Origin of the sequence: Sporosarcina sp. P20a (assembly GCF_002743175.1) — a bacterium.
In the GTDB taxonomy this organism is placed as follows: domain Bacteria; phylum Bacillota; class Bacilli; order Bacillales_A; family Planococcaceae; genus Sporosarcina.
The window spans coordinates 43,275-62,969 of record NZ_PDYT01000010.1 but is presented as its reverse complement, the minus strand read 5'-3'; the positions used below and the strand labels follow the sequence as shown (position 1 = coordinate 62,969).

Sequence of the window (19,695 nt, the reverse complement as noted above, 5' to 3'; positions counted from 1 at the left end):
TTACGTTTGACAAGCCATTCTATAAACAGTCTTATAGAGTAGCTCCACTCCTAGTGCAATATCCTCTGGTGAACTATATTCTTTCGGATTATGGCTAATACCATCCTTTGAACGGACAAATATCATTCCGTAGTCACACACATAGGACATTTCAAGCGAGTCATGAAAAGGACCACTCATTAATTCTGGAGGAGTTAAATTCATTTCCGCACTTTCTTCTCTCATAATCTGCATAATATTTTCATTACAAAATCTAGGTTCATTTCGCGTATCTTCACTGACTTTATAAGACAAGCTATGTTCAACTGCAATTTTTTCTAGCTCTTGAAGGAATACTTGTTCAATCTGATCCCGTCGAATTTCATTAATATCCCGCAAATCAACTGTAAAAGTGACTTTTTCAGGAATGATATTGCGAGAGTCGGGAAATACTTGCAAACTCCCCACTGTACTGACTGTTGGTGCTCCGGAAACCTCTTTGGCTAACTCATTTAGCTTTACAATGACTTTAGCGGCACCTACTAAAGCATCTTGACGCATTGGCATCGGCACAGATCCAGCGTGACCAGCTAAGCCTTCCATTTCAACAGTCAACCATAATGGACCAGAGATACCCGTAACAATTCCAACAGGTTCATCTTTGGCTTCCAATACAGGTCCCTGTTCAATATGAAGCTCTAAAAATGCTGCTATTGTAGAAGGGTCAATAAGTGATTCTTGAAACTTTGAAGGGTCACAACCAAATTCAATGAGCGCCTCACGCCTTGTCATTCCACTCTTATCACTACGTTCGAGCTCTCCCTCCTCTAATTTACCTAACATGCCTCTTACACCAAACAAGCCTTTATTGAATCGTGATCCTTCCTCATCAGCAAAGGCATATATAACAATAGGTATTTCAGGCTTTATTCCCTTATCGTGCAGCGTTTCCAATACTTCAATCGCCCCGATTACTCCAAGCGCCCCATCGTATCTACCACCATAAGGTTGCGAATCGATATGTGAACCAATTACTAAGGCCGGCGAATCGTTCGCTATCCCATCCATTCTCCCGATTAAGTTTCCAAAATGGTCTATTTCCGTCTTTAAACCGATTTGATCCATATACTTTTTCACATGTAACACAGCTTCTTTATCTTCAGGTGAGTGTGCAAGTCTGGAGACTCCAGTGGAACCAATTTTCCCTATTCTTCCTAAAACTTGTAGATTATCATTTAATCTACCTGCATGAATCGAATATGTTAACGCTTTCATTTATACACTCCTCTTTGAATTAAAAACTTTCCGTTACTAAGTATACATGCAATTGTCACAATTTTCATTATACTAAATGTAAAGTTATTGCATAGATACACAAACAGACAGTCTAATATAATTTAAATACCACATGAGAACAGACCAGCGTAGTAACCTCGCTTCCTCTTTTAAATAAAGTCCAAGCGTTTACATTCTATGCATATGATAATAACTTGTACTTTATACAATAATGTCTGTCATACGAAGCTGTTGGATGTGAGTCAACTACTCTATTACATGGGGTATCCGCTCTATCGGGGGCCGCATACGCTCTATTACACGCGCTATCCGCTCAATAGTGGGCCGCATACGCTCTATCACACGGGATGTCCGCTCTATAGTGGGCCGTAAACGCTCTATCATGTCGGATATCCGCTCAATGGTAGACTGCAAACGCTCTATCATGCCGGCTATCCACTCTATAGTGTCAACCGCCATGTAACATGGGACATCCGCTCTATAGTGGGTCGTAACCGCTCTATTACACCGGCTATCCGCTCTATAATGGCCCGCAATCGCTCTATCACGCCAGCTATCCGCTCTATAGCAGTCCACAACCGCTCATTGACACGCCATATCCGCTCAATCCCCCCGCCTCACTCCCTCCATAAATCAAAAAAAGCCCCCCAGCCAAAAAATCTGGCCAGAGAGCTTCCCTCAAACTAAAACTCACACTTACTCTTTAATTAACTCTAAATCAACCGGAATATCCGCGTCTACCTCTTCACCGTTCAACAGAGCAACCGCTGCTTCCATTGCCTTGACTCCAATCTCCTCGGGCTTCTGGGCAATCGTTGCGGACAATTTTCCATCTTTGACAGATGCTACAGCGTCGTCTGTTGCATCGAATCCAATGACGATAATATCCTTACCAGCTGACTGAATCGCTTCTAAAGCGCCCAACGCCATCTCATCATTATGCGCGAATATGCCTTGGATGTCTGGGTTAGCTTGTAAAATGTTTTCCATTACCGTCAAACCTTCTGCACGGTTAAAGTTCGCTGTTTGTTTCGCTACAATATTCACTTTGCCGTCAACCGCTTCGTTAAAGCCGGCTCCACGGTCACGTGCTGCGGATGAACCTGCGATCCCTTCAAGCTCTGCCACTTGTGGGTTATCTTCGCCAAGCAACTCGATCATGTATTCCCCAGCTAACACGCCGCCTGCTTTATTATCTGAAGCAATATGGGAAACCACTTCTCCACCTTCTGCTCTGCGGTCTACTGTGATGACAGGAATGTTGGAACTGTTTGCTGATTCTACTGCAGATACAACCGCTTCAGAATCCGTCGGGTTAATGATCAATAAATCTACACCTTGTTGAATTAAATCTTCTACGTCACTTGCTTGTTTAGACGCATCATCTTGTGCATCAACTACGATGACTTCTGATCCAGACTCTTTCGCCTGTTCTTTTACACCTTCACTCAACGTTACGAAGAATGGATTGTTTAGCGTCGATACCGAAAGCCCAACTTTATACGCTTTTTCGCCTTCATTTCCAGTCTCGCCTTTTTCATCTGATGAAGATTTGGAACCGGGTTGTTCTAAAGAACATGCGGCCAAAACGAGCACGACGGCCATAAGTAGTAACCATTTGATATTTTTCATACAATTCACATCTCCTTATGCGGTTTTTTTGCGATCTAAGAGTACTGCGATTAATATAACTGCGCCCTTTACAACCTGTTGGAAGAAAGAGGATACGCCTATCAAATTCAACCCATTATTCAAGACACCAATAATCAATGCACCAATTAATGTACCGACAATCCAACCGCGACCGCCAGTTAAGCTTGTCCCGCCAAGTACAACGGCAGCAATTGCATCGAGTTCAAACATATTACCTGCTGTTGGCTGTGCGGAGTTTAGGCGTGATGTCAAAATTAATGACGCAATTGCCGTTAGACCGCCTGCCAATGAATAGACATAAATCTTCACTCGATCGACATTAATTCCAGATAGACGTGACGCTTCTTCATTTCCACCGATTGCGTACACACGGCGTCCGAATGTCGTTTTCTTCAATATAAAGTACAGCACTGCAAAGGAGATCGCCATCGTGATGACAGGAACCGGAATACCGAAAATATATCCTTTACCGAGCATTTGGAATGTGAATGAATCGCCAAGTCCTGAAATCGGACGTCCTTCAGTATAGACTAAAGTCAATCCACGGAAAATCGTCATCGTCGCAAGTGTCGCGATAAATGGTGCGACCTTCCCTTTCGCAATGATCAATCCGTTGATTGCACCGAGCAGCACACCTAGTAATACGCCAAGTAGCATGGCTAAAATTGGATCCATACCGCCTGACATCATACCCGCTGTCACGGCACCGGTTAATGCGAGAATCGATCCAACTGATAAATCAATTCCACCGGTTAAAATAACAAACGTCATCCCGAACGCAATCAATGCGTTAATGGACACTTGACGCAATACGTTGAACAAGTTGTTCAGCGTTAAAAAACTTGGACTCATAACGGAAATAATGACGACGATCAATAATAATCCAATGAACGGTCCTAATTTCTGTAATGACGATTTCATATTAGTCTTGGACAACTTTGTCACCTCCTGTTGCAAAATGCATAATTCGTTCTTGTGTCATTTCTTCTTTCGGTAAATCTGCCTTCAACTGGCCTTCGTGCATGACGAGCACACGGTCTGCCATCCCGATTACTTCCGGTAGTTCGGATGAAATCATTACAATCGCAACTCCACGCTCAGCCAATTCATTGATGATGCTGTAAATCTCTTTCTTCGCTCCAACGTCGACGCCTCTTGTCGGTTCATCCAAAAACAGAATATCTGGCTCAATACCAAGCCATTTCGCGATGACTACCTTTTGCTGGTTACCACCACTCAACGACTTGACGATTTGTTCAGGTCCAGACGTGCGAACACCGAGACGTTTAGACATCGTGTCATACAGGTGATTTTCTTTCGTTCGTTGAATAACTCCCGAATTTGAAATTCGATTGAAGTTCGTCAGGCACATATTTTCCCGAACCGAAAATTCGAGAATCAACCCTTCAGATTTCCGGTCTTCCGTAACGTATCCAATCCCAAGCTTCTTCGCCTGCAAAGGATTCGTAATAACCACTTGCTCCCCGTCAATGAAAACCTTTCCCGCAGTCGGTTTCTTAAAGCCGAAAATCGATTGAATCACTTCAGTACGGCCAGCACCCATTAAGCCGGCAATACCGACGATTTCACCTTTTCGCACTTCAAACGACACATCTTCAAAATATTCATTGCGTGAGAGACTTTCTACTTTCAATTTCACATCGCCTATTTCACACGCACGTGCTGGGAATCGTTCGCCCAATTCACGTCCGACCATCATCTGCACGATTTCATCAAACGTCGTATCTTTTATATTCCGCACACCAACGTATTGACCATCTCGTAGAATGGTAATGCGGTCGCACATCGCGAAAATTTCTTCCATTCGGTGCGAAATATACACGAATGAAACGCCTTCAGCTTGCAACGCGCGAACAGTTTTAAATAACGTTTCGATTTCACGATCTGTCAGTGCTGCAGTCGGCTCATCCATCACAATTAGTTCGGCATTAGAAGAAACCGCCTTCGCAATCTCAATAATCTGCTGTTTACCGACAGATAATTCACGCGTGATGGTACGCGCATCAACATGCAAGCCTAACTTCGATAGAATCTCTTCCGCTCGACGATTCATTTCCTTCGTCTTCAAAATCCCGGTTTTCCCGAAAGTCTTTTCTTTCCCTAAATAAAAGTTCTCCGCAACTGTCAAGTCAGGTAAAATATTGAGCTCTTGGTGAATAACCGCAATGCCCGCAGCCTCGGCTTCTTTGGCATTCTTGAACTCTACTTTCTTACCTTTGACCGAAATCTCCCCTGAATCACGCGTATAGATCCCTGTCAAAATCTTCATCATCGTAGATTTCCCCGCACCGTTCTCTCCCATGAGCGCATGGATTTCACCTTTGACTACAGTAAACTCCACATTGTCGAGTACTTTATTTCCATTGAAACTTTTCGATATCCCGCTCATCGCAATCATCTCTGTACACCCACTTTCAGAATATGACGCCTGACTGGACGATAATATTGGCATAAGGTGTCGACTCTCCTGTACGAATAATAACTTTCGATTGTCTTGATTGTTCTTTTAATTGATCATGTGTCAGCTCATCTATCGGACATTCTAGTTGTGTAATTTCATTATAGACTGTAGGGTTCTCTACTTTTATTTCGCCTGCAATATATACTTTTTCTGCTTGAAAGTCTTTCAGTAGTTCCAATAAAATTTCCGTGAATCCTGGTTTTCCAAGCGTATACGAAAGATCGATACATGGAATACCTTCAGGAATCGGCAGACCGCAATCTGCAATCGTTAATTGATCGGTGTGACCCATTTTAGCCAACACGGCCGCAATATCGCGATTGATCATGCCATGCTTTTTCATCGACTTTCCTCCAAACGCGCTTCCACTTCTTCAAATGAAGGCATACCACCTTGTGCACCGAACTTTTCCACAGAAAGTGAAGCCGCCGCATTGGCAAAACGAACCGCTTGTTCCAGTTCCATTCCCGCTACTATTCCATGTGCAAGAGCTCCGTTAAACGTATCACCTGCGCCTGTTGTATCCACGACATTTGTCTTAAAGCTTTCTACGATGACATGCTTTTCTCCATCAAAGAATCGCGCCCCGTCATCACCTAACGTGATAATTAAACGGTTCGGATACTTCTCTAATGCACTCACCATATCCATGCCGAAGATTTGTTCACATTCCGTTTCATTCGGCGTTAAATACGTAATTGAAGGCATCATATCGAGCTCGAATCCACGCGCTGGAGCAGGATTCAACATCACCGGAACGCCAATCGCTTGGCACTTCGCTAATGTATAAACAACAGTAGGAATCGGAATTTCTAATTGAAGCATCACCAAGTCACTGCGCTTGATAAGGTCTTCTATTTCGTCAATATGAGACGGCATCAACAATGAGTTAGCACCTGGTACGACAATAATCCGATTATCCCCTTCCGACAGCAAAATATTTGCGATGCCAGAAGCTCCGTCTACAGTAGCTACACCGGTGACGCCAACTGTATTCTGTTGAAGGTTATTCACAATACTCGTACCGAATAAATCATTTCCTACACACGCAACCATATGTGTTTCACTGCCAAGTCGCGCCGCAGCAATTGCCTGATTCGCACCTTTTCCACCTGGCACTGTATCGAATACATTTCCAAGAACCGTCTCGCCCTGGTCTGGGAAATTCTCCGTGCCAACTACCAAATCCATATTGGCACTGCCAATCACCGTTATCATCATGCTTCACTCCTTGTTGTTTGGCGAATGAGCAACTCTGCCGGAATCAATACTTCACGCTCCGTCAACTCTTGCCCTTCAATTAATTTAATAAGCATCCTCGCTGCCATCGCACCGATTCTATACAAGTCCTGCGCTACCGTCGTCAAACCTGGTGTTAATTGGCTCGCCAACATCGTACCGTCATACCCAACGATTTGAAGCTGACTCGGTACATGAATCCCCGCTGAATACGCAGCTTTCATAGCGCCAGCTGCCGTCACGTCACTGCTCGCAAAAATTCCGTCAATCGGCACTTCTTGCAACACCTTCTTCACCATCGTCTCCGCTACATCAAACTGGAATGGACATTCAATAATATGTGTTTCTATGTTCTTCCCCTTCACCGCATCATTGAACCCAGCAAATCGATCATCTGCAGGACCTAATCCTGAAGGCCCCCGCATACAAAGAATGTTTTTACAGCCGCTATCCAATAAATGCTGCGTTCCAATACGAGCACCTTCGCGGTTATCCGTTGCAATATACGGTATCGACGAATGAATTCTTCGGTCAATCGCGACAATCGGAATATCCAAGCCCATATAATGATCCGCTTCTACATGACTCGACGCAACAATAAACCCCGCCACATATTTCTGTTGCAGAGTCTTTACATAATTAATTTCCTTTTCAAGATTTTCATCTGAGTTGCACAATATCACCGTGTATCCATACACTAGCGCAACATCCTCGATCGCACGCGCCAGTTCCGGGAAAAACGGATTGACGATATCCGGAACAATCAAACCAATAAAAGTAGATTGTTTCGTACTAAGAGAACGGGCAATCATACTAGGCTGGTAGTTCAACTCATCCACCGCCTTAGCAATCACCCGTTTCGCCTCTTCACTTATGTATCCTTTATTATTTAAATAGCGTGAAACAGTCGCTACCGAAACACCAGCAGCCTTAGCCACATCCCGTATATTTGCCAACTATTTCACCTACATTCTGTTCTATGTGGTACCGGTTACACATAATGATAACAGACTGGGTTTTTTAGTGTCAATAGTGAAGTGGTTTTGCGTGGGAGCGGGGTTTATTGAGTGAATATTGGGTTAGATGGTGGGGTTGTCTGGGGTGGGATTGAGCGCTTCTGGATAGGCATTGAGCGGATGGCGTGGGCTATAGAGCACTTGAGCCAACACATTGAGCGGTCGCGGACTTGGATTGAGCGGATGGCGCGGGCTATAGAGCGCTTAGGCCAACACATTGAGCGACCGCGGACTTAGATTGAGCGGGTAGCGCGGGCTATAGAGCACTTGAACCCACACTTTGAGCAGCCGCGGACTTGCATTGAGCGGGTAGCGCGGGCTATAGAGCGCTTAAGCCAACACATTGAGCGACCGCGGACTTAGATTGAGCGGATGGCGCGGTCTATTGAGCACTTAAACCAACACATTGAGCGGCCGCGGATTTGGATTGAGCGGGTGGCGCGGGCTATAGGGCACTTAAGCCGACACATTGAGCGCTCGCGGCCTTGCTTTGAGCGTGATGGCGCGGGCTATAGAGCACTTGAACCTACACATTGAGCGGCCGCGGACCTGGATTGAGCGGGTAGCGTGGGCTATAGAGCACTTGAGACTACACATTGAGCGACCACGGACTTGCATTGAGCGGATACACATCTACATAGAGCGCTTAACCCAAACAATAGAGCACTCACCGAACAACAATGATCACTTTCCTTCCACACAATCCCTCAAGCCAATCAAGTTATCTTGTCTATACATATCTATAGAGGTAAAATGAAATTAGAGTCATAGATAATATCCATAGAGGAGAGATCCGCATGACGAATTATCGAGAAAACGAAACAGTCCAATATGAAATACCTGTGGACTTACGCAAAAGTATAGATTACGTCAGTGGGAATTTATTTATTACAAATCAACGTTTCATCTTCCAGCCATACAATATGCATTTTAAAAGAGATATTTTAGAGTTCAATATTACCGACATCAATAATATTGACTCTTCTTATGTGTTGGGTATTGTCCCAAACGGAATTACCGTCGAGTTAAAAGATGGTACTCTGCATACATTTGTTTTAGAGAGTTCACTTTTTGTGAAGTGCGATGATATTATCAAGACGGTTTGGGATTTGATGTGAAAATAATTAAGATTGAAAGAGCTGTTCCAACTTGCGGACAGCTCTTTTTGTTGTGCCGATGATACATAATAGCGCTGTCCCCCCCACCTCTCCAAACCAAAAAAAGACTGCCACTAGAAGCCATCACAACAAACATGACCTCTAGCGCAGTCTTTCTATCTACCCAATCTTCCATCACATCACAATATTACTTTCCTTCGCCTTCTCAATAAACTTATCACTCGATTTATTAAAGAACTTCTTCAATCCAAGTCCTACTACAAGCGATAACGCGAAGTAGATCATTAAAAAGAGGATTTGTTTTAACGCTACTGCCCAGATAATTCCGCCGATCGATTCACGCAATAACGTAATCGCATGCGTGAATGGCATAAATGCAGAGATCTTTTGGAAGAAATCTGGTGCCATTTGGATGGGGAATGTACCGCCTGATGCACCGAGTTGCATGACCATCAAAACGATGGCGATAACTTTACCGGTGTTACCGAATACGGACACGAGTGTGTAGACGATGGAAACGAATACGACACTGATCAGTACACCGAATAATACAAATGGTATCTTGTCGACGACGTAGACATTCATAATGAATAACTCGCCGAGTGTGACGATCAACGACTGAACCGTACCTATACCAGCGAAGATAATTAACCGTCCAAGATACGTTTGATAGCTCTTGAATCGTGTCTTCTCTCGGATATCCACTTTCAGCGTGGATACCATGAGCAATGCGCCCACCCACAATGAAAGGGTCGTATAGAATGGGCTCATCGCGGAACCGTAGTTTGGAATTGGATATAACGCATGTTCATTTAAAACGACCGGTTCAGCGAGAAACTTACTGACGCCTATCGGATCTGTTGAGAGAACATCCAATAATTTATCCAAGTCTCCTTCATCTTCTAACTTACGGATTTTTTCTGCCATTGTTTCAATCGTATCACGAGCTTCAGGGAAGAGTTGCTGAGCTTTCTCCAAATCTTTCTTCCCAAGAACCACTCCTGCATCCGCTTTTTCAAGCGCAGTACGTAAACGTGGAATCCGTCCATTTACTTCATCTAATACGTCTGACACGTCATACAATGCATTGGTTGCATCACGCATCGCGGATTTATACTTTCTCGTCAAATCACTATTGACGAAATCGATAGCTTCACCAACTGAACGATCCAATTCGCCTGATACACGATCGACTTCAGCCAAATGTCTTTTGCCGTTCGCTTTTGATTCATTGATTCGACCAACTAGACCATCAACGGATGAGTTGGCAGATGACAAGCTTTCTTGAACCGTTTTAATTCGTTCGATTTCGCCAGACAGCTTATCCGAATTAATGAATTTCTCAAGATCCTTTAATCCATTGTTAATGGAACCAATTGCTGAAAGTCCATTATCGATTCGGCCGACCATCGTTTGAAGAGCACCGATCGTAACCTTAGGATTTTCTGCTGTCTCTAGCAAGCCTGCGAGCTTCTCATCAATTTCTGTCTTCGATGCTTGTAGTTCATTGAAACGATCACGCAGTCCCTCATCGAAAGTTTGTAACTGTTCAATCGCATCTTTTATCGCTTTTTGGCTATTCGCATCAAATTGATTTCGTGCATCGACAATCTTTTGCTGACTCGCCTGTAGCTGTCCTTGAAGTTGATTCAACAACTCGAGGCTCGGTTTCTCCCCTTTATTGATGGCAGCTTGCACTTTATCGATAGCTTGTTTAGTCGACGATAACTGATCACGCAACGCGACGAATCGTTGTTGCAGACCGCCAAGTACGTCACTGCCTGTCACTTTACCCGCAGCATCTAAAACAGAAATCACAGAATCCACTTTTCCAATCTGACTTTCTATTGCAGTGGACATACTGTCGAGTTGTTCCTGATATTGGCTAAAATCAATAGATTCACGCTTATCGATCAAGCCTTGAACGACTTTCTGCGCATTGCTATTCACTTCAGTCGCACGATCCAATAAGCCCGTAATATTCGCAGACAGCTCATTTAGCTGTTTCATCAGCTTTTGAGTTTGCGGGGATAATACATTTTCGTAATTGCCTTTAATTTTATCCATATCTTCAGCGAGTTTATCCGACAACGATTGTGTTTGCGTAATTAAATCGGTCGCTGGGTTTTTACCGCTCTGCAAATCGGAAATAATTGTTTCCAAATTCTTTTTCAGACGGCTTAAATCTGTGGCGCTTTCATTCAACGAACTCTGCAAGTCCTTAATATTTGTTGAGTCTTTTAGATTTTGATCCTGTTTTTTCAAATATTCATAAATATCATCTAAGCGTGCATTCGTATCTTCCAATTTGCCTTGCTTATCACGAAGCGAATCGACAATGCGATCGACGTCTTCCCCTTTGCCTGACAGTTCACTCGTCAGATCAGGTACTTTACGGAATGCTGTTTGCGCACTCTCCAAGTTGGATGTAATGACGCGCAACGTGTTATCCACGGTCTTTTCATTCTCTTGCAACTTACTGATCAAGCGTGCATTCAACTTTTTCGCATTGGCATGCACCGCATTGACGTCGTCAAGCACAAGATCTACGCGATCGATAGAAGTATCTGCAAAATCCAAGCCTTTATCTACCATCTGTAATTTTGAATATATATCTGGAATGTCATATTCCAATTGATAAATTAAATCACGTAGCTTTTCGATATTTCCACGATTGCCTTCCAGTTCAATCCCCAAATTATTAAATACCTTGATGACTGCTTCATTCGCTTGTTCAACGAATGTTTTATCGATATTTTCTACGATAGCAGACGCACCTTTCCCCGCTACTTTCGGGGAAATCGCATTGATTTTTTCATTAATATAATAATCCAATGTCGGCTTTTTCATATCGTCCGTAACGATACTGCTTAAATTCTCTGAGAAATCTTCAGGAATGATGATCGCAGCATAGTAATCGCCATGTTTCACGCCTTTTAACGCTTCTTCTTTTGTTACGAACTGCCAGCCGAGATCATCGTTGGTGGTCAGCGAGACAATTACTTCATCTCCGACATTGAATTCCTTGTCCTCGATTTTCGCCCCTACGTCTTCACTGACGATCGCGACTTCCACGCCTTTCGTATTGGAATACGGATCCCACGAAGCGAGGATATTCATCCAGGCATAAAGGGAAGGTAGAAACGCAATCGCCGCAATGACAATGAGTGCTGCTTTATTCTTGAAGATATTCCGGAGATCCCGTCTGACTATAAACCATATTTTTTTCATTTAATATAAACCCTCACTCTATATTCCGTCATGCGCACGTTATACTAACAAACTGGAGAAGATGGTACCGTTCAAAACGTCCGTGATTTGCTTCTCTGTCAGCTGTTCATCATGCGTTTTTGACCAATCATTAACTAGTGCTAAATAAGATCTGAATAAAAGAAATGCAATCAGCTCGCTGTTACATGGCTTTAATTCACCTTTTGCGACGCCACGTTCAATCTTTCCTGCAATGAATTTCAATATTTCCTTCTCTATAGAAGTTAAAGCATCCCCTACAGCCGGTGTGCGCAACTCTTTCTCTTCTTCAATTAATTTAATGAATAACTGATGCGTCTCGCGAAATTTCAGCAACTGCATAATACGTGCATGGGCATTCTCTTGAAACGACGCACCTTCAATAGCTGTCCGTTCAGAAACATCTTTCATTTCTCCAACCATTTTCCAGACAATCGAATGAAATAATTCTTCTTTATTCGAGAAAAACGTATAGATTGTGCCCTTCCCCACATTCGCAATCTTCGCTACTTGATCCATCGTCGTTGCTTTATATCCGAACATCGAAAATGATTTTTCAGCCGCCAACATGATTTCTTCTCTGCGATCCATTATGACACTTCCTTTAAAAATGACCGAAATACCGTTTCGGTCTGTTAGTCATTATATTACATAGATTGATGGATGAATGCAAGATATTGCACAAAAAAACTATCATACAAGACATATTTTATGACTTGTATGATAGTCTACAATTTTATTTGATTACAAATACTTTTCGAATAGGTTCTATAATGATAGTACCATTTACTGATTTTACATCAGTAATTGTTAAATAGTATAGTTCGCCTTTAGTATAGCTAGTAATCGGCTTAATCTTTAATGACTTTCCATCTTCTCCGAGCGTTGTAGAAACGTTAACGATTTCGCCCGTTGCACTTCGCACGACTACTTTTTCTAAGTTCTTAGTATCATTTTTCAACGTACCAGTAAACTTAATGTTCCACTCTTTTGTTGCTTCAACTTTACTTGCAGTTGCGAAATAATTATACGGTTTGTCATTATCGAGTACTACAACTTGTCGTGTTCCTGAAGGCAGTTCAAGACCTTTTAACGCATCCTGTACTTTATCCGTTTTCCCGATTTGAACAACCATAATTCCGTCAACCACTTCTGTTTTCCCTATTTTTGCAGGTTGTAATTCCCCTGTCTTTTCATCTTTCACCTGAATTTGAAGCTTTCCATCGGTAATGGTTACTTTGACGTTTTTAGGCGCTTTGACTGGTAGTTCAGGTTTTGGATCTGGGTTGGGTGTTGGATTCCAAGTATCTCCTAAGTCTGCTCCCAAGTCCCTTGTATACTGCCAACGTAAAATATCACCCTTCTCTAATTCATAGATTCCAGCACTATATTGCGGGAACTCTCCATTTACTGAATACATCCACCCGCTTTGTGGGCCGCCATCAAATTCACCTAAATTATTAATACTCTTCACGTATATGGTTGGACCTGCACCACTATAAACGAATGGAATGGAACGACTTTCTACTTCGCGTTTTAGTGCCGTGAATGCCGTATCTCCCGATTGTATTTCAATCTGTTTCGGGCTGATAATATCCCCAGTACCCATTGTCCGTGTTTCTACAGAAAACGTAATATACGTTGGATCTGCAGGTGGAGTTACTACTGGCTTAATTATTGATTTCTCATATTGTGTAATCGCTTGTTTCAAATCACCGATTGCTACAATTACCTGTTGCTGATCTACTTCTACATTCACTTCAATTGCTTTCGCAGCTACGATTGCTGATTGCAGTTGATCACGTGAAGCTTTTGTGAATGTTCCTGCAGTTGTTCCTTCTTGAGTGGATGCTAATTTTTCCTCTGCTGTTTGAATAGCCGCTGTTAATTGTGCTTTATCAACAGTTTCTACTGGCGGCTCTACATTTTCCACTTCAGAAAATTGTTGCCAAACGGATTTGCCTGTTTTGATTTCTTGAAGCGCAATTAGGGATTGTTCTACTGCTTTCGTATTGACCCATTGATCAGCAGGTAAAGTAAAGGCAAATGCTCCATTTTTCGTTTGGAATTTGCTTAATGCATCTACAGGTGATTTTCCACCTTTTTGCCACTCTGCCGACGTTACGTCTTCTCCTAACGCAATAAGTCCTGAAATTACAGTCGCAATACTATTGGAGTTTTCTCCCCAAGTTCCCCAGCCAGCTGTATCAAGTTGTTGTTCGCGTAAGACGTGTTTTGCACGTTCAATTGCGGCATTCACCGCACTATCATCTTGATAATTTGCTAGTGCCAATAAGACCATGCCTGTCATATCAGGATCAGCTGCGTCTTTTGCATCTAATGAAAGCGAAAATCCGCCCTTTTCTTTTTCTTGCTTTAACAATTGTTGCAACGCTTTCTCTTTCGCTGTGTTATTCCATGTTCCTACATCTTGTCCGCGCTTCTCACCTGTATCTAAAGCGAGCATCGCCCAGGCGTGTTTATTTATAGCACCAATCGATCCATCTGCCTTTTGTTGTGCTGCTAGCTCTGCATAAAGATTTCGTTTAGTTGCCCATGCAGTAGATGGATCTTTTCCTACTGCTAGCAAACCGAAGATATAGCGAATATGAGCCGTATCTGATTCATCTTTCTGTAATCCAGGATCTTTAGTAAGCCAATCCGGCAATTGTGAACTAGACGCACCCAATGCAACCAATTCCGTCCAACTAATTCCAGGCACATTCCGTATGAAATTAGCCTTATTATATCTCTCCACTTCATAGAAACGTAACGTATCCGCAAGCATATCGTCTACCGTACGAATAATTTCTGGTATAGACGGAGTATTATACGCAGTAGTTTTTACATTAGACTGCACTGCTTTAGAAAGTCCAGTTATGGATAACACTTCATTTGGTACTTCACCTTGCAAAGGTAGAAGTACTTTTTGGTTACTTTCAACCGTAACAGAGCCAACTGTTAGAACTCCATTACCTATAGTCCAGTTACTAGCGTCTGAAGCGGCTTCCGTAAACGTGTCTCCACTTAATGTGAGTTCAATAGTCGGATCCTTGTCCCCGACTTTCAACTTCGTAATGGATTCAAGAACTGCATTGCGTTTATAGAAAATGTGAATCTTATCATTTTCATTGACTGCGTTATCAATTAGTGAAGTAGATGATCCTTCATTAACATCAACAACCCACTGATCACTGCCATGTAAGCTTCCATTTTGAACGTTGTTAATCGATACAAAATTCTCTTTCGCTTGATCCAACTCGTAAGGAATATTTTGTTCTTTTAGCAACTGTTCAACCACTTGTACAATCGTACTGCCTGTTTCGAAAGTTACTTCAGTATCTGAAAGAATCGGTGCATCTAACCCATCGATGTTCACGTGGGCTGCAGGTTGCTCTGCTATTAAAGCAATTCGATTCCAAACAGAATTTCCCGCTTTCATGTCTGCAAGCGCAAGCAATACTTGTTCTGTTGCCATTAAGTTCGCTCTCGGATCTTTAGCTTTCCACTTATAAGAGCCATCTCCAAACTGGAAACCTTTTATTGCATCTACTACTGTCTGATCGCCTACATGCCAATTTTCTGCTAGTACATTTTCATTGACTGCAGCTAGACCCCAAATCGCTGTCGCTGTGGAGTTGGCATTATCACCCATTCCAATTTTACCAGGTGAATTAAATCCACCAGTGGTTAAATCTAATTGTCTAGCTCGTAATAAGTTCTTCGTTCTCTTAATAGCTGCATCTGCCGCCTCTTCCCCTTGATAGTTCGACAAAGCAATCATGCCCATACCTGTCATATCTGGGTCTGAATCCGGACCGAAGAATGAATATCCGCCATCTTCATTTTGGTTATCGATTAAAAACTGGAGTGCTTTTTGTTTCTTATCCGCATTCCACTCGCCTAAATCGGCACCTAGACGTTCGCCTGTATCCATCGCAAGCAAAGCCCACATATGTTTATTAATGCCGCCAAATGAGCCTGTCTCTTCATTTTGTTGTGACGCCAATTCTACATAAAGATTCCGATTCGTTTCCCATGCATCAGCTGGATCTTCGTTCATTGCAAGTAATCCGAAGATAAAGCGAATATGCTCTGTGCCATGATGTATAGGTTCCAGATTACCTGGATCTTTTCTTTGCCAATCTGGTAATTTCCACTTACCATCATTCAGATCTTCACCTGCCGCGTAAAGTCCGACTAATGTTTGCCATGAATCCAATTTCATTCCTTTGTTTTTATAAAACTGAACGGTTTTAGCTAGTAATTCTTCCACATCTGTCTGCTCGACAACTGTTCCTTTTGTATTCTCTACACCTGTATCCACCGCTTGTACTGTCGGGGTTACAAACGACAATACCAACATCAAACTTAGCAACACAGATAATATCTTACTTATTCGACTACCATTCCTCAACGACTCCTACCCCCTATTTTTTTCAATAAAAAAATCCCGCCTCCGGAAAGAGACAAGGATGGATGGATGCGTGTTTAGACATACATAATACAACACAACATACATACCTTTTTCCGGAAGGTTGTAAGCATGGTATTATGGTAAGTCTCCTGACTTTTGGATACAAACGCAACTTCACCCTTCCCAGTACGAATACCAGTGGTTGTCTGAAGTCACTTTCCAATTACAGTGGCCGGACCGTCCAGGATTTTCACCTGATTCCTTTTTAAGTCTTGCAAGCTAGCAAGACACCAAAATACGCTATAAACTACTATTAATCATAAGGAGTCGACATAACAATTGCAATAGCAAGATTTTTGACGTGTAAGGTGTTTTCCAAATTCCTATAATTGACCAATTTATTCCTGTCCTATCTTGACTATCTTTTCAGACTATGTAACGATAAGAGATGGATAAACACTAGGGGTGCTTTAGCTGAGAGAGGCATTCGCCTTAACCCTTGAACCTGCACTAGATAATGCTAGCGGAGGGAAGTGGACATATGACGGATTTCGACCGTACTATGCAACCGCTTCGCACATAGAAGTGGTTTTTTTTGTGTGTATTTTTTGAGGAAATGAGAAGTGGTAATCATATGACTACTAATGTTTTAGAATTTACGAATGTATCCTTTCATTATCAAGCAACGAACGCTTCGAAACCAACTGCTATTTTCGATCAAGTCGATTGGCATGTGAATGAAGGCGAATTTGTCAGCATCATTGGACCAAGCGGATACGGAAAAAGCACGTTGTTCCGACTCATCACGGGTCTTGAGAATCCTGACAGTGGAGAGATTTCATTGAACGGAGAAGCGACAGCAAAGCGGTTAGGCAAAGTCGGTTATATGCCGCAGCAAGACTTACTCATGCCATGGCGAACCATTCTTGAAAATGTTCGACTGCCACTGGAACTTCAAGGAAGTACACCTTCATCAGATGAAATTATCCAGCTACTCGCTGATTTCGGATTGCCTGGAGAAGAAAACGCCTACCCTGGAAATTTATCAGGCGGGATGCGACAACGTGTTTCCTTTTTGCGAACAATCTTAACAGGTTCCACTATTTTCTTGCTGGACGAGCCATTCAGCGCTCTAGATGCGATTACACGGCTGACGATGCAAGAGTGGTTAATCGACCAATGGCAAAAGCTCGACAAAACGATCGTCTTCATCACACATGATATCGACGAAGCACTATTTCTATCGGATCGCATCTTTGTACTCGCTGAAAAACCGGTGCAGACGATTCGCGAAGTCATCGTACCACTCAGCCGACCACGTACTATGCGCGACTTGGCACGACCTAAACTGATAGAACTGAAAGAGCAACTCATCAGCGAGCTTCGTTCGGAGGCGCGGCTATGAAGAACATCACTTCGTATAGTTGGTCACTACTTTTCGTTGCGATTGTACTTGGTTTATGGGAAATCAGCGCACGTCTATACGACAAAAGCTTTCTCTTCCCGTCGCCCTCAGCGATTCTGATTCGATTATGGGAGCTGAAAACGGAGCTTTTTATCCACCACTTACCTCCGACAGCGTTAACGATTTTGATTGGCTTATCGATTTCGATCATAATCGGATCGACACTGGCAATTGCCATGTATAGTAAGAAACCGATCGAGCAGGCGTTTTACCCTATTCTGATCGCGTCGCAAACGATTCCGGTGATCGCGCTAGCACCGATTTTCGTCTTGTGGTTTGGCTACAGTATTTGGAGTAAAGTGGCGGTCACCGTACTGATCACGTTTTTCCCCATTACCGTCAGCGTTTTTGACGGCTTACGCTCGTCAGATAAAAACTTACGTGAATTAATGCTGACAATGGGCGCATCAGCAAAAGATATCTTCTATAAATTAGACCTACCTTCCGCTTTGCCGTCTTTCTTCTCCGGACTCAAAGTGGCGGTCACACTTAGCGTAATCGGTGCGGCTATTGGGGAATGGCTAGGCGCTCAGGCGGGGCTTGGGTATTTCAGCAGAAGAATGATGACGCAATTTGACAGTGCCGCCGTCTTCGCACCGATCGTCTTGCTTTCTGCAGTAGGCATTATCTTCTTTCTACTCGTCGTCGTATTGGAAAAACACTTTTTACAATGGAGGAATCACCAATGAAAAAACGTCTGTTCCTTAGCCTTACGTTTCTACTTTTATTGCTAGCTGGATGTACGAATAATACGCCTGCTACAGATCAAGAAGAGACACCGAACAATGAAAAGAAAAAAGTCAGCATCATGCTCGACTGGTATCCGAATGCAGTACATAGCTATATTTATGTAGCCCAGGAAAAAGGCTATTTCAATGAAGAAAACGTGGAATTGGACATTCAATTCCCTGCCAATCCGACAGACCCTATGAACTTGACCGCAGCAGGAAAAGTGACACTTGGACTGTATTACCAACCGGATGTCATTTTAGCGCAAGCCAATGAAGACATTCCAATTAAAGCAATCGCTTCTATCGTGCGTGAACCGCTAAATTACACCGTCATGCTAGAGGAAAGTCCGATTCAATCTCCTAAAGATCTCGAAGGCAAAACGATTGGCTACCCTGGGATTCCATTAAACGAATCTCTAATTAAAACGATGGTCACAAATGACGGCGGCGATTATGACAAAGTGAATATGATCGACGTTGGATTTGAACTCGAATCTTCACTCGTTTCAAAACGTGCCGATGCCGTGACAGGAACATTTATTAACCACGAAGTGCCTGTCATGAACTCAAAAGGATTCAAAACGCGCTACTTTAATCCAGTAGACTATGGTGTACCGAATTATAGTGAAATCGTGTTGTTAACGAGTGACGATACGTGGGATAAAGAACGAGACGCAATCCAAGCGTTCTGGCGGGCAGCACAAAAAGGCTATGAATTCATGGTAGAACAGCCTGAAGAAGCTCTCGACCTCTTGCTGAACAACCAAGATCAAGCAAACTTCCCGTTAGACAAAGCAATTGAAACAGAAAGTTTGAATGTGTTATTGCCGAAGATGGATACAGAAGGTGAAGCATTTGGGACACTGGACGAAACGTCTTGGGAAGAAGTACGAGACTGGCTACATGAAATGGAAATGATCAAGACAAAACCTGAAATCGACGACATGATTTTAGATATCAGTACGGGTGAAATGTTTTCTAAAATTACAAAGTAACACATAAAAAAGGCTATTGCGGATGTCTCCATGACTGATCGCAATAGCCTTTTTC

14 protein-coding genes and 2 riboswitches are annotated in these 19,695 nt (G+C 42.9%); of the genes, 4 read left to right on the top strand and 10 right to left on the bottom strand.

Translation table 11 applies throughout. The annotated features are described in order from the left end of the window. From CSV72_RS10105 to CSV72_RS10075, 7 genes are all read right to left on the bottom strand, one after another. A complete protein-coding gene (locus CSV72_RS10105) occupies positions 1-1,254 on the bottom strand; it encodes a M20 family metallo-hydrolase (RefSeq protein WP_099678249.1) in 1,254 nt (417 codons plus the stop codon). Positions 1,255-1,971: 717 nt separating this feature from the next. Next, entirely contained in the window at positions 1,972-2,907 is a 936-nt protein-coding gene (rbsB, locus tag CSV72_RS10100) for a ribose ABC transporter substrate-binding protein RbsB (protein WP_099678248.1), read from the bottom strand. Positions 2,908-2,922: 15 nt separating this feature from the next. Next, entirely contained in the window at positions 2,923-3,864 is a 942-nt protein-coding gene (gene rbsC, locus CSV72_RS10095) for a ribose ABC transporter permease (protein WP_099634028.1), read from the bottom strand. Beyond that, complete coding sequence (locus CSV72_RS10090; protein ID WP_099678247.1) at positions 3,851-5,347, bottom strand: sugar ABC transporter ATP-binding protein; 1,497 nt, start codon at positions 5,345-5,347, stop codon at positions 3,851-3,853. Before CSV72_RS10090 ends, rbsC begins: the two co-directional genes overlap by 14 nt. Positions 5,348-5,363: 16 nt before the next feature. Continuing rightward, positions 5,364-5,753: a D-ribose pyranase gene (gene rbsD / locus CSV72_RS10085; RefSeq protein WP_099678246.1), complete on the bottom strand. Its 390-nt coding sequence runs from the start codon at positions 5,751-5,753 to the stop codon at positions 5,364-5,366. Further along, entirely contained in the window at positions 5,750-6,628 is an 879-nt protein-coding gene (rbsK, locus tag CSV72_RS10080; protein ID WP_099678245.1) for a ribokinase, read from the bottom strand. Before rbsK ends, rbsD begins: the two co-directional genes overlap by 4 nt. Then, the gene (locus CSV72_RS10075; protein ID WP_099678244.1) at positions 6,628-7,605 is read right to left on the bottom strand and encodes a LacI family DNA-binding transcriptional regulator; all 978 of its coding nucleotides are present in this window, start codon (positions 7,603-7,605) and stop codon (positions 6,628-6,630) included. Before CSV72_RS10075 ends, rbsK begins: the two co-directional genes overlap by 1 nt. A gap of 857 nt (positions 7,606-8,462) precedes the next feature. Here CSV72_RS10075 and CSV72_RS10065 point away from each other — a divergent pair. Next, positions 8,463-8,783: a GRAM domain-containing protein gene (locus CSV72_RS10065; RefSeq protein WP_099678242.1), complete on the top strand. Its 321-nt coding sequence runs from the start codon at positions 8,463-8,465 to the stop codon at positions 8,781-8,783. A gap of 174 nt (positions 8,784-8,957) precedes the next feature. Here the strand turns inward: CSV72_RS10065 and CSV72_RS10060 are convergent, their stop codons facing one another. The 3 genes from CSV72_RS10060 to CSV72_RS10050 form a co-directional block, all read right to left on the bottom strand. After that, on the bottom strand, positions 8,958-12,014 hold the full coding sequence (locus CSV72_RS10060; protein WP_099678241.1) for a YhgE/Pip domain-containing protein: 3,057 nt from the start codon (positions 12,012-12,014) through the stop codon (positions 8,958-8,960). 39 nt (positions 12,015-12,053) lie between these two features. After that, positions 12,054-12,623, bottom strand: coding sequence for a TetR/AcrR family transcriptional regulator (locus tag CSV72_RS10055; RefSeq protein ID WP_099678240.1), 570 nt, complete (start codon positions 12,621-12,623; stop codon positions 12,054-12,056). 145 nt (positions 12,624-12,768) lie between these two features. After that, positions 12,769-16,449 carry a DUF4430 domain-containing protein gene (locus CSV72_RS10050; RefSeq protein WP_099678239.1) on the bottom strand — a complete coding sequence of 1,227 codons (3,681 nt, stop codon included), beginning with the start codon at positions 16,447-16,449 and terminating at the stop codon, positions 12,769-12,771. 122 nt (positions 16,450-16,571) lie between these two features. Further along, positions 16,572-16,759: riboswitch (cobalamin riboswitch) on the bottom strand. Between the two features lie 141 nt (positions 16,760-16,900). Then, a riboswitch (TPP riboswitch) is annotated at positions 16,901-16,998 on the top strand. Between the two features lie 85 nt (positions 16,999-17,083). Between CSV72_RS10050 and CSV72_RS10045 the strand changes: the two genes are divergently transcribed. The 3 genes from CSV72_RS10045 to CSV72_RS10035 are packed head-to-tail and all read left to right on the top strand — an operon-like array spanning position 17,084 to position 19,640. Then, positions 17,084-17,854, top strand: a complete 771-nt coding sequence (locus tag CSV72_RS10045) for an ABC transporter ATP-binding protein (protein ID WP_099678238.1) — start codon at positions 17,084-17,086, stop codon at positions 17,852-17,854. Next, on the top strand, positions 17,851-18,603 hold the full coding sequence (locus CSV72_RS10040; RefSeq protein WP_099678237.1) for an ABC transporter permease: 753 nt from the start codon (positions 17,851-17,853) through the stop codon (positions 18,601-18,603). Before CSV72_RS10045 ends, CSV72_RS10040 begins: the two co-directional genes overlap by 4 nt. Continuing rightward, positions 18,600-19,640 (top strand): ABC transporter substrate-binding protein, encoded by a 1,041-nt coding sequence (locus CSV72_RS10035; protein ID WP_099678236.1) that lies wholly within the window; start codon positions 18,600-18,602, stop codon positions 19,638-19,640. The genes CSV72_RS10040 and CSV72_RS10035 overlap by 4 nt, the downstream gene beginning before the upstream one ends. Positions 19,641-19,695: the final 55 nt, after the last annotated feature.

Bases quoted from the DNA above. Each gene is read 5' to 3' on its own strand.
- CSV72_RS10105 (WP_099678249.1), bottom strand. From the start codon at position 1,254: ATGAAAGCGTTAACATATTCGATTCATGCAGGTAGATTAAATGATAAT.
- rbsB (WP_099678248.1), bottom strand. From the start codon at position 2,907: ATGAAAAATATCAAATGGTTACTACTTATGGCCGTCGTGCTCGTTTTG.
- CSV72_RS10090 (WP_099678247.1), bottom strand. From the start codon at position 5,347: ATGATTGCGATGAGCGGGATATCGAAAAGTTTCAATGGAAATAAAGTA.
- rbsD (WP_099678246.1), bottom strand. From the start codon at position 5,753: ATGAAAAAGCATGGCATGATCAATCGCGATATTGCGGCCGTGTTGGCT.
- rbsK (WP_099678245.1), bottom strand. From the start codon at position 6,628: ATGATAACGGTGATTGGCAGTGCCAATATGGATTTGGTAGTTGGCACG.
- CSV72_RS10065 (WP_099678242.1), top strand. From the start codon at position 8,463: ATGACGAATTATCGAGAAAACGAAACAGTCCAATATGAAATACCTGTG.
- CSV72_RS10060 (WP_099678241.1), bottom strand. From the start codon at position 12,014: ATGAAAAAAATATGGTTTATAGTCAGACGGGATCTCCGGAATATCTTC.
- CSV72_RS10055 (WP_099678240.1), bottom strand. From the start codon at position 12,623: ATGGATCGCAGAGAAGAAATCATGTTGGCGGCTGAAAAATCATTTTCG.
- CSV72_RS10045 (WP_099678238.1), top strand. From the start codon at position 17,084: ATGACTACTAATGTTTTAGAATTTACGAATGTATCCTTTCATTATCAA.
- CSV72_RS10040 (WP_099678237.1), top strand. From the start codon at position 17,851: ATGAAGAACATCACTTCGTATAGTTGGTCACTACTTTTCGTTGCGATT.
- CSV72_RS10035 (WP_099678236.1), top strand. From the start codon at position 18,600: ATGAAAAAACGTCTGTTCCTTAGCCTTACGTTTCTACTTTTATTGCTA.